The organism is Nocardia rhizosphaerihabitans, assembly GCF_014646295.1.
Classification (GTDB): domain Bacteria; phylum Actinomycetota; class Actinomycetes; order Mycobacteriales; family Mycobacteriaceae; genus Nocardia; species Nocardia rhizosphaerihabitans.
On record NZ_BMNE01000002.1, the window covers coordinates 1096466 to 1111546 of the forward strand.

Below are 15081 nucleotides of genomic sequence, written 5' to 3' on the forward strand. Positions count from 1 at the left end.
TCATCTCCAGCACACCACGCTGTAGAACGCACCAACCTTCCGGAGTCCACGATGTCCTCGCCGAGCACCAAGTCCGCATCCCGCCGATCAGCCAAGCAGGTACTGTCCGAGGCCGAGCTCGCGCGCATCGCCGGCGAGCTGGCCGAAGGCAAACCGCCGATGGTGTGGTTCACCGCCGCCGCCGTCGGTGTCGCCGAGGGCAAGTCGGGCAAGGTCGTCGCACTCGGCGATCCGTCCGACGGCGACTTCCTGCAGGTAAAGCCCACCGGTTCCAAAGATGTGCTGTCGTTCGGACCGAGCGAGGTGACGCTGACCAAGCCGGCCCGCGCGACTACCGTAGCGCCGGGCGGATCCTCGCGGACCCGTCCGGAGAGCGTGCCCGAGCCGAGCAACCGAAAGGACACCACTGTGACCCAGCCGTCGACCCTGCCGAGCACGGCCCCGACGCCCCCCGCGCCGCGCCCGCTCGCGCCAGTGCCCGACGAGTCCGCCGCCGCCCCCAAGCCGGCGACGCCGCGCCCGGCGAAGGCACCCGCGGCGCGTAAGCCCAAGGCGCCCGAGGTGACCGTCACGCTGACCGGTTCCGCCGACGGCGAATGGATCGTCGATGTGGTCAACGGCAAGAAGCGCAGTGTGAAGGGGCTCGCGGTGAGCAGCGGTGCCGTCGCCCAGGCCGCCAAGATCCTGCACCCCGAGGTCGAGGAAGTCGTGGCCGGGATCCTGGAAGCGGCGCGCGGCGCGCAGCAGGCCAAGGTCGCCCAGCTGCAGGCCGAACTGGAGGCGGCCAAAAGGCTCCTCGCTGAGTTGAATTGAGCGCTGGCGCGCTCGAGGTCGCGGCCCCTCCTGTCCCGCCGGTCAGGCACCGTTGCTTGCTCCTTCGTCGCCTACGCAACGGCGCCTGACCGGCGGGACGGCCGCGACGGCCGACTGCGTCGGCCTGCCCCTCCTCGAGGTCGGGGCGTGCGGGGCCGGGTGGTCAGGTCCGTTCCCGTATCTAAACGGCTGTGCTGCTTCGGTTTCCCGCGTGGAGGATCGGGCGGTGCGCGGTGGCCTTGCGGAGGCCGTCGTGGAAGGCGAGTCCTAGCCGGTATTCCTTGGCGTGATACATCGCGGCATCGGCTTCGCGGATCAGGTCGTAGACCGTGGAATCGGTCGGGCGGGTGGTCAGGCAGGCGACGCCGATGCTGGCGGTGATGGGGATCTCGCCGCAGCTCAGGTCGAAGGGGCGGATGAACGCGCCGAGCAGCTGCTGGGCGAGGACGGCGGCTTCGGCGCGGGATCTGGCGGCGAGGACGACGAACTCGTCGCCGCCGTAGCGGGCGGTGACATCGGTGCGCCGGGTGGTGCGGCGGATGCGGGCGGCGGCCTCGGCGATCAGTTCGTCGCCGACGGCGTGCCCGTAGCTGTCGTTGACCATCTTGAAACCGTCGAGGTCGATGAACAACAGGCACAACGGTTTTCCGGCCCACTCCCGGCGGTGCCGGTGCGGTGCGCGTAACAGCGCGGCCCGGTTGAACAGACCGGTGAGCAGATCGTGGTCGGCCTGGTACTGGGCCCGCCGTTCGCTGCGCAGGCTGCGGGCGATGGCGCGTTCGCTGCGTACCAGCACCCCGACCAGCAGCAGGGTGAGCAGCAGACAGATCACCACGCGGTCGCCCGCCCCGAGATCGGCGCCGACGACGCTGACCAGCGAGGCGGCGACCAGGGCCACCGCGATCACCCCGGCGCGCCTGCGGGAGCGATGCGGGTGCACGTCGTCGGCCGCGTGGGTCGCGCCCATGGTCGGGTGCAGCGCGGCCAACCCGGCCAGCAGATACGCCCACTGCTGCGGCACCAGCGCGAACTCGCTGCCGACGATGACAGTGCCTGCCGCCGTGAGACTTTCGATCAGACCACCGACGAGCACCGCGATCATCGCCGCCTGCAGCAGCCGCAGCGAGGTCTCGGTGCGGACCACGGTGGCCAGTGAATGCGCGAGCACGGTCAGCAGCAGCGCGTCGATCACCGGATAGCTCGCGGCCAGCACGGTGTCGAAACCGGTGTGGTTGCGCAGGATCGGCGAGATCAGGAACGTCCACGACGCCAGCAGGGCACTGAGCCCGATCAGGGTCGAGTCGAGCCACAGGTCGCGGGCGCCGACCAGCCGACGCGGTTGCAGCCAGCCCACCGCGGCCAGTCCGAGGCACAGGTAGGCGGCCACGGTGCACACATCGTCGACCGGGTGCCAGGACGCGTGCACGCCGAGTTCCCGTATCGCGGTGCCTGCGGCGAACAGCGGAACCGAGGCGGCCAGCAGATACCACGGCAGCCGATGGGCGGGCCGGTGGCTGTAGAGGCCGATGCCGATCATCGCCAGACTGCCCGCGACGATGACGACGAGCAGCAGAAACGACAGCGACCGCGCCCCGAACAGGGGCGCGATCAGCGCGGCCCCCGCCGCGCCGACCAGGACCGCGCACCAGCGCAGGCTCCCGTGGTGTGTCTCGCTGATGGTCATCAACGCCCCCTCGATCGTTTTGCTGCGCACGTGACGAGCGCCGATCGAACGTGAGAGACGCTCAAAACCTTTACAACTCAGTCGATCATGACACGTTCGGTGGCCCGATGTCGCGCCCTTGACGGCATTGCCGGATACCGATTCGGCACCCGAGGTTCCGCACCGGCGAGCGGCGGTGTGTGCTGGGATCGCGGAGCGGACGAGCAGCGGGAAGGGACACGAGTGGACAGGTGGATCGCACCGGGCCGGGTCAACATCATCGGCGAGCACACCGACTACAACGACGGGTTCGTACTGCCCATCGCCTTGTCGCTCGGGGTCGTCTGCGCGGCCGAACGCGTCGACGACGGGCAGGTGCGGCTCACCTCGGCCCAGCGTCCGGACGAGGTTGTCGCCGTCCGCGTCGACGAGCTTGTGGCGCAGCGTGATCGGGTGCCGGGCTGGGCGCGCTATCCGCTCGGTGTCGTGCACGAGTTCGTCCGTGCCGGGCATCCGATCGCGGGGGTGCGCCTCGACGTCGACGGCGCGGTGCCGATCGGTGCGGGGCTGTCGTCCTCGGCGGCGCTGTGCTGCGCGGTGACGGTGGCGCTGCGCGATCTGTTCGCACCGGGCCTCACCGATCGCGTGCTCGTCGAGATCGCCCATGCCGCGGAGAACAACTTCGCCGGCGTGCCGACCGGTGTCCTCGACCAGTCGGCCTCGATCCTGTGCACCGCGGGCCACGCGCTGTTCCTCGACGTGCGCGCGTTCACCGCACCTGACGGCCCCGAACCCGGTGCCGCGGAGCAGATTCCGTTCGATCTGGCAGCGGCGGACCTCGCGCTGGTCGTCGCCGACACCGGCCATCCGCACGACCTGGCCGACGGTGGATACGCCGAGCGCAGGGCACAGTGCGAGGCGGCCGCCACCGCGCTGGGGGCACGCGCCTTGCGCGACGTCACCGAGGCCGACCTGGCCCGCCTCACCGACCCGCTGCTGCGGCGACGGGCAACCCACGTGGTCACCGAGAACGCCCGGGTACTCGCGGTCGTCGACCAGTTGCGGTCAGGTGCCGATCCGCGCGTGGTCGGCGCGCTGCTCACCGACTCGCACCGGTCGCTGCGGACCGCCTTCGAGGTCTCGGCGCCCGCCCTCGACCTCGCGGTCGACGCGGCCATCGACGCGGGCGCCCACGGCGCGCGGATGGTCGGCGGCGGTTTCGGCGGCAGCGTACTGGCGCTGGTCGACCGCGTGGGCGCCGACCGTGTCGCCGCGCGGATCGAGCAGCGGTTCGCGGCAACAGGTTTCGCGGCACCCCGGATCTTCACCGTCGAACCGGCCGCGGGGGCACGCAGACTGGAGGCAGTGCGGGTCTGCGCGAGGCCGGAGCCGACCCTGGGGGAATTCACCCCCGATCAGTGAATCACCGTGCGTGGACCGGCAGCCGGTCGAGGAAGGCGGCGATCAGCGGGGCGATCTCGCTCAGGTGGGTTTCCAGCGCGAAATGCCCGGTGTCGAACAGATGCAGTTCGGCGCCGGGCAGGTCGGCCAGGTATGCCTCGGCTCCCGGCGCGGGGAAGAACGGGTCGTTCGCGCCCCAGGTGATCAGGGTCGGGGGCGTGAATTCGCGCAGCCAGGACTGCCATTCGGGGTAGCGGGCCACGTTCGAGTGGTAGTCGAACGCGAGGGCGAGCTGGGCTTGCTTGCGGCCGGGCAGCTCGAGGTAGTGCTGGTCGAGGGTCCAGGAGTCGGGTGCGAGGAGGCCGGGATCGGCGACACCGGTTTCGTACTGGCCGCGGGTGCCCTCCAGGGTGAGGAGTTGCCGGATGGCCTGCTCGGCGCCGTCCTGGTCCGGTCGAAGGGCGATGAACTCGCGGGCGCCGTCGGACAGGCCTGCCTCGTAGGCGTTGCCGTTCTGGACGACGAGTGCGGTGATCCGTTCCGGATGCCGGACCGCCATCCGGAAACCGATCGGCGCGCCGAAATCGAAGACATAGAGGGCGAACTCGGTCAACCCCAGCCGGTCGGCGAACCCTTCGGTGATCTCGGCCAGCCGGTCGAAGGTGTACTCGAAATCGGCAGGGGCGACGGTATTTCCGAAGCCGGGGTAGTCGGGCGCGATGAGCCGGAACCGATCGCCGAGGGTGTCCATGAGGCGACGGAATTGGTGCGAGCTGGACGGGAAGCCGTGCAGCAGTAGCAGAGTCGGTGCGCCGGCCCGGAATGGCACCGATTCCCGGTAGAAGACATCGACGCCGTCGACCTCGATGCGCCGGTGCTGGATGGTGGGGAGCCGCGTCATCAGTTCACATGCCTTCTCTTGGAGATAATGCATTAGTTTTACTGCAATCTAATGCTTCATGCCAGTGAGTTACCATTAGTCTGTGAGTGCGCCCGAACCGCTGGTCGGTGAACAGCTGGCCATCGACCTCGTCAACACCCGCCCGGCCGACGCCGACCTGCTGCAGACTCCGGAACAGCTGGCGCGATGGTTGCGCCTGCAGGCGCACCGGCTCCCCGAGGATTTCGCCGAACCCACTTCGGCCGATCTGTGCGCGGTGCGCGAGGTTCGCGACCACATCGCCGCGGCACTGACCGCGTTGTTGCACAACCGGCGCCCACCGGCCGCCGCCTTGCGTCAGCTCAACGCGGCACAGTCCGCCGCACCCGCCATCCGGCACCTCGGCTGGGACGGTGCCCGCTGTGTGATGACGCCACGGCGCACCGGAACCACTGGCGCACGTCTGGCAGCCCTGCTCGCCGAGGCGGCGGTGGAGTTGCTCACCGATCCTGCGGTCGCCGGGCTGCGGCAATGCGCGGCCGAGGACTGCGTCCTGCTGTTCGTCCCCGCGCATCCGCGCAGGCGGTGGTGTTCGCCCGAGCGTTGCGGCAATCGCGCGCGCGTCGCACGCTACTACCAGCGGCACAAGCCGGTCGGTTAGCTCGGGGCCTGATCAATCCTGGAAAGCACCCGGAACACCGTTCTGCACCACGAAACTCGCCAGGGTGGTCACCGGGGCGCCGGGCCGGGTGACATACGGGACGACCCGGAAATCGTTGCGCCACAGCTGATGATCCAGCTCGACCCGCGCATAGCCGCGCTGGCGGTTGTAGAACTTCATGTCGGGGTTGGCCGCGAGCAGTGCCCGGCCTGCGTCGCTGATTTCGGCGCCGTCGCCGCCGGTGGTGATCGACGTGCCGGTGAATTCGGTGGCGACGACCGGTGATTCGGGGATGCTGTAGTCGCGGCGCAGGTCGGCGACGTAGTTCTCGTGCCGGTCGCCGGTGATCACGACCAGGTTGCCCGCCTCGCGATCGGCGGCCGCGCCGAGGACCGTATTGCGGTCGGCGACATAGCCGTCCCAGGCGTCGGTGCCGAGCAGGAGGGCGGGGCCGGGGTCGTAGTCGGACTGGGCCATGGCGACCTGGTTTCCGAGCACCTGCCAGCGTGCGGGGGAGGAGGCCAATCCATCTACCAGCCAATCACGTTGCGCCGCACCGAGGATCGTGCGGCCGGTGGCGAAGCGGTCCGCGCAGTCGGTGACCGCTTTGCCGTCACCACAGGCCAGCGCGGATCGGTACTGCCTGGTGTCGATCATGGTGAACTCGGCCAGGTCGCCGAAACGGTAGCGGCGGTGCAGGTGCATGGAAGGCCCGGCCGGCAGCTGGGCCAGGCGCATCGGCTGGTGCTCGTACATCGCCTGGAAGGCGGCCGCTTTGCGGCGCCGGTACAGGGGCGGAAGCCGGTACACGTCGAGGCCGAGGCCCGGATGCGGGCCCGCCCAGTTGTTGTCGAGTTCGTGGTCGTCGAGGGTGACCAGCCACGGGAACGCCGCGTGAGCCGCCTGCAATGGCGCCTCGGCCTTGGCCTGGGCGTAGCGCAGCCGGTAGCCGGCCAGGTTCACCGCTTCGCCCTCGAGCTGCGGTGGCATGGCCGCCGCGCCGCGCCGTGCGACCAGCCAGGAGGTCTCGTAGATGTAGTCGCCCAGATGCACGACCAGGTCGAGGTCTTCGGCACTCAGGTGCTCGTAGGCGGTGTAGTACCCCTGGCTCCACGATTGGCAGGACGCGAACGCGAACCGCATCCGGCTGGTCGGGCTGCCCGGCGCGGGCGCGGTGCGGGTCCGTCCGGTGGGGGAGATCTCCGAACCGGCCCGGAACCGGTAGTAGTACCACCGGCCCGGTGCCAGCCCGGTGACCTCGGGGTGCACGCTGTGGCCGAGCGCGCGGGTCGCCACCGCCGAGCCCGTGGCCACGACCTTGGCGAACCGTTCGTCCTCGGCGACCTCGTAGTCGACGGTCACCGCGGCGAGCGGCATCCCGCCGTAGCCGTCCGGGGCGAGCGGATCCGGTGCGAGTCGGGTCCAGAGCACCACACCGTCCGGCGTCGGTTCCCCGGAGGCGACGCCGAGGGAGAACAGCTCGCCGAGCCGCCGTGGTGCCGGGAACCTGGCACTGCTCACCGCCGACACCCCGACCAGGGCCGCGACCGAACCGGTCACGCCGTAGCGCAGGAGTTGCCGACGGGAGACCACCATGTGCCGAACATCCTCTCGCCACCCATCGAATACGGGTTCACTTCGATTCTGTCCGGTTCGGCACCCTGCGCGCGAGGAATACCGCGGGATCGGCTACTTGGCGGGCGGCGTGAACGGCGCGTTGATCGTGGTGAAGTACTGGATCGCCGCACCCACCGCGACCGGCGCGGCGATGAAGATCTGCCCGGCCAGCGCGCCGACCGGCCCCGCGACCAGCGCGCCCGCGATGCACCCGACCGCCGCGGCGGGCAGGAACGGACCGAACAGACCGACGATCGTCGCCATGATGACGGTGCCGGACAGGATGCCACCGAGCACGCAGCCGACGGCCGCACCGCCGAGGCCGCCGACCAGCGCGCCGACGGAGGCGCCGAGGCTGATCGTCGCGGTCATCCGGCTCCAGGCGTCCTTCTCGCGGTCGTACTCGGTCTTCCATGGCGCGGAGTTCTCGAACGGCAGCGCCACCGGCTTGTACACGGCCTTGGCCGGGTCGAGCTGCGGAGTGAGCGTGGCGGTGCGGCCGGTGATCTCGGCGGCGATCGGGAACTCGAAGTCGTCGAGCCGGAAGTGCAGCGGGGTCGCGGCGATGGTGGTGCCGTCGGCGGCCTTGACCTTGAACGCACCGTCCTCGGCGACCAGCGAACCCGCGTCGGTGCTGATCAGCGAGGCGCCGTCGACCGCTTCGGCGGTGAAGTTGATCGGCGCCTGGTCGGCGGCAGGCGCCGCGTGCACGGTGGTGGCGGCGACGGTGCCCGCGGTCAGCAGGGCGGCGGTGGCGAGAGCGATCTTGGTGGTCTTCATGGGTGATTCCTTCATCGAATGCAGCGGCTGCGGGCGCGCGTCGTCGCGACGGCTCCCGGAGCGGGAAAGTGGTTGTCGGCGAAGCGCTTTCGCTGCGCCGTGTGGGGAGTGGGTCAGGCCGACGGCTGGGCGCGCGCGGCGAGGCCGAGCGCGACGTCGACGATCAGGAAGCCGAGCAGGCTCAGCCCGACCAGCGGGACGAACCAGCCGACCACGACGGCCGTCGCGAGCAGCGGCACGGTGATCCACAGGGAGGTCTTGCGCAGCACGCCACGACGCGGGGCGGCGCCGACCGCGAAACGACTCGACTTGCGGGTCGGGCGCCGCTGCCACCACATCAGGTAGCCGAGCACGATCATCGCGGCGAGGCCCAGCGCCACCGCGAGCAGCAGCAACTGGTTCGGCAGACCGAACAGCAGACCCATGTGGAAGGCGATGCCCCAGTTGGTCAGCTTGGCCATCAGCGGCCAGTCGGCGAAGGCGAGCTGGTCGGTGACCGCGCCGGTGACGCCGTCGATCGCGACCGCGTCGATGGTGTAGGTGCCGGGATTGCGCAGTTCCTTGACGCCGAACGCCTTCTCCGGCTTCGCCGGGATCGCGATCTCGGCGGCCTGGGTGATGCCGTTCGCGCGGGCGATCTCCCACACGGCGTCGAGCTGGGCGATCCGGCCCGCCGGGTCGACCGGCGCGGGCGCGGTGTGGCCCGCGCTGTGGTGGTCGCCGCCCGCGGACTGCGCGGGACCGGCGGTGCCCGGCAGCTTCACGTCGATCGCGGGGGTGGTCCAGCTCAGTTCTTCGCGCAGCTTGGTGACGTTCTCCCCGGCATAGGTCGACCAGGTGATACCGGTCGCCGACAGCAACAGCACCACCGGCAGGATCCAGAAGCCGATGGCGCCGTGCCAGTTCAGCTTGCGCCGCTTGGGCTCGGACAGATCGGGCGCGAGCAGCCATTGCGCCGAGCGCTTCGCGCGGCGCTTGCGCACCCGGTGCACCCACAGCACGAGGCCGAACAGGGCGATCACCCACAACCAGGACGCGGCCAGCTCGCTGTAGAGCCTGCCGGTCTCGCCCAGGTGCAGGCTGCGATGGAATTCGCTGATCCAGGTCCGCAGCGGCAGCGCGCCACCGCTGCCGTAGACGACGGCCTCGCCGACCGGCTGCGCGGTGTGCGGGTCGACGAACACCGAGAGCCGCTCGGAATCACCGAGGGCCGGGTCGTTGAACAGCACGCGAGTGGTCTCGCCGTCGCTCGGGGCCGGAGCCACGGCGACGAGGGGCAGGTCGGGCTTGGCGGCGACCGCCGCGCCGACCTGCGCCGACAGTGCTTGCTCAGGGCCGGTGGTATCGACCTGCAACAGGTCGCGGGAGACGAATCCCTCGATCGTGGGCGCGATCGCGTACAGCGCGCCGGTGAGCGTCGCGATCAGGATGAAGGGGGCGACGAAGACGCCCGCGTAGAAGTGCAGGCGCATGGCCAGCGGATAGAGACGCAAGCCCCGGCGGTCGCCGGAGCGTGACCGTCCACCGGATTCCGGTGGCGCCGAGGCGGGTTCCTCGGTCGGACGGGTGTCCGTGATGCTCATGATGATTCGTTTCTGGAGTACTGGAAACCCGGTGTGCGCAGGCGGTGTCGACCGTGCCTCCTCTCGGCCGGGCGCAGTGACTGCGTCCGTGGGAGTGCACAGGTGAGCCGACGTCGAAACTCGGAGTGCGACCAGGCGTGCCGACCGGCGATGCGCGGGTGCGGACCTCGATGGCCGGTCGGGCCGATCACGAGGCGTGCACCGTGACGGCCGGACGAGCCGACGACGAGGTCGCGTGTTCCGACGTGCGAACAGCGCACGGCGAAAGGCCGTGCACCGGGTGGGGGAGAGGTTCAGAAAGGAATCGCGAGCGGCGGACCGCGAGTGCGCAGCGACTGCGCGGCGAAGATCCGCAGGATGACGCGGTCGCGGTGGACCAAGCGCAGCGGCGCCGGGTCGGGAATGCGGGGGGAGCGGTAGCGCAGGGGCAGGATCCGCGCCAGCACGGCGCCGCCGATCCGATAGGCGGCCTGGACACCGATGATGACGACAGCGGCCAGGATCGCCGCGACGAGGTGGGCGGTGAGCATCCCGAGCCCGAGCGAGTCATCACCGTGGTGCGCGTGCCCGGACCAGCTCATCGTCGTGTGGCCGAGCAGCTGACCACCCAGCAGAACCGCGGCCAGCCCGCTCGCGCCGCGGCGCAACGGTCCGACCCCCGCGACCAACGCGCCGACCACGGCCGATACCGCGGCCAGCAGCACGACGGTGGTGCTGCCGGGCAGCGCGCCGCCGGAGGCCAGCCCGTGGGCGGCCAGCGACAGCGCCCCCGACATCGAGCCCGCGCAGGCACCGCGCAGCCGCGCGCCGGTGGCACGCGACGGCGCAGGCGCCTGCCCGAACTCGATGATCACCGGCTGATTTTAGACGACCGGCATCGGCCGCTCGGCCGGACCGGGACAGCCAGGCTCACGCCTCGTCGAAGTCCATCTCGATCAGCGGCTTGCGCAGCAGCTTGCCGGTGGCGTTGCGAGGCAGCTCGTCGACGAAGATCACCTCGCGCGGCACCTTGTAACGGGCCAGGTTCTCGCGGACGTACTCCTTGATCTCCTTGGCGTCGCGCGCCGAGTCCGGACCGGGGACCACGATCGCGCGCAGCCGCTTGCCGTAGTCGCGGTCGTCGACGCCGACCACCGCGGCCTCGAACACGTCCGGCCTGCCCGCGATGAGGTTCTCCACCTCGAGCGGGAAGACGTTCTCGCCGCCGGAGACGATCATGTCGTCGTCGCGGCCGTCGATGTAGAGCAGCCCGTCGGCGTCGAAATGGCCGACGTCACCGCTGGACATCATGCCGTCGACCATCTCCTTGGTCCGGCCGTCGGTGTAGCCGCTGAACGCGAAACCGTTGTCCACGAAGATGGTTCCGGTGACATTCGGCTCGGTGATCGGCTTGCGGTTCTCGTCGAGCAGCACGATCCGGATGCCGACCGGCGCCTTGCCCGCGGTGGTCGGCGCCTTGCGCAGGTCCGCCGGGGTCGCCACCGTCATCACGGCGCACTCGGTGGAGCCGTAGAGGTTGTAGAGGCTGTCACCGAAGTAGTCCAGGGTGCGGGTCACCACGTCGGGCGCGATGGCCGAACCAGCCGCGAAGATGACCTTGATGGTCTTCGGGTCGTACTTCGCCAGGATCTGCTCGTCCAGATCGAGGATGCGCTGCAGCATCGTCGGGACGACGACCAGCGAATCCGCCCGGTACTGCGCGATATTGGCGAGCGTCTTCTCCGGATCGAACCGGCGCTGCTGGAAGATCACCCGGTTGCCCAGCGCCAGACCCAGCGTGAACTGCGACAGACCGGTGCCGTGGAAGATCGGCGCGGCCATGATCATGGTGCCGTTGTTGGGCAGCGGTACCCGGTCGACGAACTGCGCGGAGGCGAACGGGCTCACCTTGTCGCGCGGGGCGCCCTTGGGTGTTCCGGTGGTGCCGCTGGTCAGGATGACCATGCCGCCCGGCTTGCTCGGCGGGGTCAGCGGCGTGACCGAACGACCGGCCGAGAGCGACTCGACGGTCGGGATCGACGCGTCGACGCCGTCGGCCTCGTCGACCCAGGTGAGGATGCGCGGGATGTCGGCGGGGATGGCGCTCATCAGGTCGACGAACTCGCTGTCGTGCAGCACCGCCTTGACCTTCTCGCGCGCGGCCACGTCAGCGAACTGCGGCTTGGCGAAACCGGTGTTCATCAGGACCGCGCGCACGCCGAGCTTGCCCGCGGCGAGCAGGCTCAGCACCATGCCGCGGTGATCGCGGGCAAGCACGGCGACCACATCGCCCTCGTTGATCCCGCTGGCCCGCAGCCCACGGGCCAGGGCGTTGGACTGCTCGTCGAGCGTGCCGAAGGTGAGCTCACCGCGCTCGTCGACGATGGCGCCCGCGTCCGGCCGCGTCTGCGCGGCGTGCATGACCACGCCGGCGAACGGGCCGAACCTGGAGACATTGCGGAACGAGCGGGCGGCGTGATCCAGGCGCAGCGGATTGAACAGCTTGCGATCCATCATCACTTTGACGCCGAGCGCGAAATCACCGGCGCGCCGGGCGGTTCCACCGAGCGCGGGCAGAGACAGAGACATCGAACAGCCTTCCGGCAGACCGATCCCACGTCGAACACACGTGGGGCCGGACCGCGTCATCGAGATCCAGTGCTGGTGCTAACAGTAGCAAGCATCCCGGGCTGGTTGTGCTCTGTCTCTCAGGCCCCCGACCTCACTGTGACACCTCATAATCGATGAGGACTCGCCGCAAGATCTTGCCGGTCGCGTTGCGGGGGAGTTCGTCGACGAAGACCACCTCGCGCGGCACCTTGTAGCGGGCCAGATTCTCCTTGACGTGCGCCTGGATCTCGGCGGCCTGGGTGGTGTGTCCCTCTTCGAGGACGACGAAGGCCCGCAGCCGCTTCCCGAACTCCACGTCGTCGACGCCGACCACCGCGACGTCGAACACGTCGGGCCGCTCCACCAGCAGGTTCTCCACCTCCTGCGGGAAGACGTTCTCACCGCCGGAGACGATCATGTCGTCGTCGCGGCCGTCGACCATGAGCAGCCCGCTCTTGGTGAAGTGCCCGAGGTCGCCGCTGGACATGAAACCGTCGAGGATCTGCTTGTTCCTGCCGTCGGTGTAGCCCTCGAAGGGCGCGCCGCTGCGTACGAAGATCCGGCCCGCGGTCTCCGGCGCCGTGATCCGCTGATCGTTCTCGTCGTAGAGCCGGACCTCGCAGGTGATCGGCGAGCGCCCGCAGGTGCCCGGCGCCTCGGCCAGTTCGGCCGGGTTCGCGATGGTCGCGATGGCCACCTCGGTCGACCCGTAGAGGTTGTAGAGAACCGGCCCGAACACCTCGGTGGCCCGGATGCACAGCTCCGGCGACAGCGCCGATCCGGCGAACAGGATCACCTTCAGCGAGGAGGTGTCGTACTTGGCGCGGACCTCGGCGGGCAGTTCGGTCAGCCGGTGCAGCATCGTCGGCACGCACACGAGCATCTCGACCTTGTGCTCGGCGATCGCGGCGAGGGTGGCCTCGGCATCGAAGCGGCGGCGCATGACGATCTTGTTCGACAGGATGGTGCCGACCAGCCAGGTGCCCAGACCCGTGCTGTGGAAGATCGGCGAGACGATCATCATGACGCCGCGCTTGGGGAAGGGCACCCGGTCGACGAACTGCGCGGTCGCCATCGGTGTCACCTTGGTGCGCGGGGCGCCCTTGGGCAGGCCGGTCGTGCCGCTGGTGAGGATGATGAAGCCACCCGGCTTGCTCGGCGCGGGCAGCGGCTCGGTGGAGTTGCCCGCGATGAGGTCGTCGAAGGTGGCGGCGCCCTCGGGCAGCTGGGCGCCCTCGTCGACCCAGGTCAAAAAGCGCGGCAGGTCGGCGGGCAGCGCGTCGAGCAGGCCGATGAACTCGCTGTCGTGCAGCACGGCCCGGACCTGCTCGCGCTCGCACACCTCGGCGAACTGCGGCTTGGCGAAGCCGGTGTTCATCAGCGCGATCCGCGCGCCCAGCTTGCCCGCGGCGATCATCGACATGATGAGCCCGCGGTGGTCGCGCGCCAGCACGGCGATCACCATGCCCTCGCCGATGCCCGCGTCGTGCAGGCCGCGCGCGATCGCCGTCGACTGGTCGTCGAGTTCCCGGTAGGTCAGCTCGCCGCGCTCGTCGGCCAGCGCGACCTGATCGGGCGCGACCCGGGCGGAGTGGCGGACGAGGGTGGCCTGCGGGCCGTAGATCTTGGATTCCTTCATCGTCCGCAGGGTCTCGACCGGCTTCGTCGGGTCGGTGACGCCGCGTGACCGCAGCACCCCGAGCGCCTTCACAGTTTCGAGCAGATGGCTCACGTTCACTCGGCTACCTCCACAGCATCGGTCCTGGATGCCCACGGTAGCAGTCGATGTGCCCTGCATCACAGCAATCTAAACGGGCAATTGGGACATTTACCGATCAGCGCTGCGCGCTCGCCAACGCGGCGAGCAACGGGACGAGCCTGCCCTCGGGCACCTCGAACCGGCCGAGCCCCGCGGTCTGCAGCCAGCCGACCGCGGCCAGCTGCCGCAGATGCTGGTAGATCTCGGCCGAGGTGCCCAGTTCCTCGATGGCGGCGAGGTCGGCGGCGGTGCGGCGACCGTAGACGATCTCGCGCAGCAACCGCAGCCGCACCGGATTTGCCAGGACGGCAAGGCAATTGGCGGCCTCGATGGTCCAGACGTCGCCGACGATGGCGTCGGTGGCGAATTGTGCCTGCCAGTCCAGCCGTTCACCGGTCGGCAGTTGCAGCGCCCCGGCCAGCAGCACGCCGCCGTTGCGCACCCCGGCGTCGTCGAATTCTTTGCGCAGCCGCGCGACGGCCCACGGCAGCTGTGCGTCGCCACCTCCGGACTGCTCCAGGGCGGCAACCCGCCGTTCCAGTTCTTCGAGTCGGTCGACCAGATCCACGCGGCAAACCTACGCCACACCGAACCCGTTGCGCTGCAAGCTTGCAGGCCGAAAACGCCGACGCACCCCGGAACCGTGATTCCGGGGTGCGTGCGCGAGCGAAAGACTATCGGGTGACAGCGCCGAAAGACGGCTGCTGAATGGTGCCGAGCTTGTAGGCGTACCCGTCCGGGTGCGCCTCGTCGACCGGCACGGACCAGCGGTGCCACAGGTTGCCGTACACCGCGGCGACGACCAGGCCGTTACCGGTGTTCAGCGAAGCGGTGCGGATCGTGGTGTCGACCGGCACGTCCTGGTGCTCGGCCAGGATCGCGGTGCCGCTCTGCCCGGTGGACAGGTTCAGCCAGATGACCTCGAGCTTGGCTCCGGTCTGGTTGGGCGAGATCGTGCCCGGTCCGCCGAAGAAGCCGAGCCGAAAGCCGTTGATGTCGAGCGCGATGCCCGAGCCGTAAACGCCGGCGCCGCCGCCGTTCTGGCCGATGTCGGAGGTCGCGGGAATCTGGAACGGCTGCGCGGGCAACGCCACGTCGACGGTGCCCTTGTCGACGAGCTTGTCGAGCGCGGCGAGCGCGCCCGGGTTGTCCGCCACGGTGGTGCGCAGCTGTGCGACGGCCGCGGCCACGTCGACCGTGGTCTGGGGCGCCGGTTCCGCGCCCGCCGGGGCGGCGAGGACGACGGCGACGGCGGCCGACGTGGCGGCCACCGCGGTGGTGAAGCGACGCATGAAACTCAGATGATGCATAACCAGCTCTCCTCGAGTGTTCCTG

General features: G+C 69.8%; 13 protein-coding genes. 3 read left to right on the top strand and 10 right to left on the bottom strand.

Going from position 1 to position 15081, the window contains the following annotated elements:
- Positions 1 to 51 precede the first annotated feature (51 nt).
- Positions 52 to 813, top strand: coding sequence for a DUF6319 family protein (locus IEY60_RS11520; protein WP_189026866.1), 762 nt, complete (start codon positions 52 to 54; stop codon positions 811 to 813).
- A gap of 181 nt (positions 814 to 994) precedes the next feature.
- Here IEY60_RS11520 and IEY60_RS11525 read toward each other — a convergent pair whose 3' ends face one another.
- A complete protein-coding gene (locus IEY60_RS11525) occupies positions 995 to 2497 on the bottom strand; it encodes a GGDEF domain-containing protein (RefSeq protein WP_189026868.1) in 1503 nt (500 codons plus the stop codon).
- 222 nt (positions 2498 to 2719) lie between these two features.
- Here IEY60_RS11525 and galK point away from each other — a divergent pair, with 222 nt between their 5' ends.
- Positions 2720 to 3898, top strand: a complete 1179-nt coding sequence (gene galK, locus IEY60_RS11530; RefSeq protein WP_229739710.1) for a galactokinase — start codon at positions 2720 to 2722, stop codon at positions 3896 to 3898.
- Between the two features lies 1 nt (position 3899).
- Here galK and IEY60_RS11535 read toward each other — a convergent pair whose 3' ends face one another.
- Positions 3900 to 4778 carry an alpha/beta fold hydrolase gene (locus tag IEY60_RS11535; protein ID WP_229739711.1) on the bottom strand — a complete coding sequence of 293 codons (879 nt, stop codon included), beginning with the start codon at positions 4776 to 4778 and terminating at the stop codon, positions 3900 to 3902.
- Positions 4779 to 4860: 82 nt separating this feature from the next.
- Here IEY60_RS11535 and IEY60_RS11540 point away from each other — a divergent pair, with 82 nt between their 5' ends.
- Positions 4861 to 5418 (top strand): CGNR zinc finger domain-containing protein, encoded by a 558-nt coding sequence (locus tag IEY60_RS11540; RefSeq protein ID WP_189026874.1) that lies wholly within the window; start codon positions 4861 to 4863, stop codon positions 5416 to 5418.
- Positions 5419 to 5430: 12 nt separating this feature from the next.
- Here IEY60_RS11540 and IEY60_RS11545 read toward each other — a convergent pair whose 3' ends face one another.
- The 8 genes from IEY60_RS11545 to IEY60_RS11580 form a co-directional block, all read right to left on the bottom strand.
- The gene (locus tag IEY60_RS11545) at positions 5431 to 7014 is read right to left on the bottom strand and encodes an alkaline phosphatase D family protein (RefSeq protein ID WP_189026877.1); all 1584 of its coding nucleotides are present in this window, start codon (positions 7012 to 7014) and stop codon (positions 5431 to 5433) included.
- A 93-nt stretch (positions 7015 to 7107) separates the two neighbouring features.
- Positions 7108 to 7815 carry a DUF8020 domain-containing protein gene (locus tag IEY60_RS11550; RefSeq protein ID WP_189026879.1) on the bottom strand — a complete coding sequence of 236 codons (708 nt, stop codon included), beginning with the start codon at positions 7813 to 7815 and terminating at the stop codon, positions 7108 to 7110.
- A gap of 113 nt (positions 7816 to 7928) precedes the next feature.
- A complete protein-coding gene (locus tag IEY60_RS11555) occupies positions 7929 to 9398 on the bottom strand; it encodes a PepSY-associated TM helix domain-containing protein (RefSeq protein WP_189026881.1) in 1470 nt (489 codons plus the stop codon).
- Between the two features lie 293 nt (positions 9399 to 9691).
- Positions 9692 to 10252 carry a hypothetical protein gene (locus tag IEY60_RS11560; RefSeq protein WP_189026883.1) on the bottom strand — a complete coding sequence of 187 codons (561 nt, stop codon included), beginning with the start codon at positions 10250 to 10252 and terminating at the stop codon, positions 9692 to 9694.
- 55 nt (positions 10253 to 10307) lie between these two features.
- Positions 10308 to 11966 (bottom strand): acyl-CoA synthetase, encoded by a 1659-nt coding sequence (locus IEY60_RS11565; RefSeq protein ID WP_189026886.1) that lies wholly within the window; start codon positions 11964 to 11966, stop codon positions 10308 to 10310.
- Between the two features lie 133 nt (positions 11967 to 12099).
- Positions 12100 to 13785, bottom strand: coding sequence for an acyl-CoA synthetase (locus tag IEY60_RS11570; RefSeq protein WP_373291690.1), 1686 nt, complete (start codon positions 13783 to 13785; stop codon positions 12100 to 12102).
- A gap of 37 nt (positions 13786 to 13822) precedes the next feature.
- Positions 13823 to 14314 (bottom strand): ArsR/SmtB family transcription factor, encoded by a 492-nt coding sequence (locus IEY60_RS11575; RefSeq protein WP_189026890.1) that lies wholly within the window; start codon positions 14312 to 14314, stop codon positions 13823 to 13825.
- A gap of 106 nt (positions 14315 to 14420) precedes the next feature.
- Complete coding sequence (locus IEY60_RS11580; protein ID WP_189026892.1) at positions 14421 to 15056, bottom strand: hypothetical protein; 636 nt, start codon at positions 15054 to 15056, stop codon at positions 14421 to 14423.
- Positions 15057 to 15081: the final 25 nt, after the last annotated feature.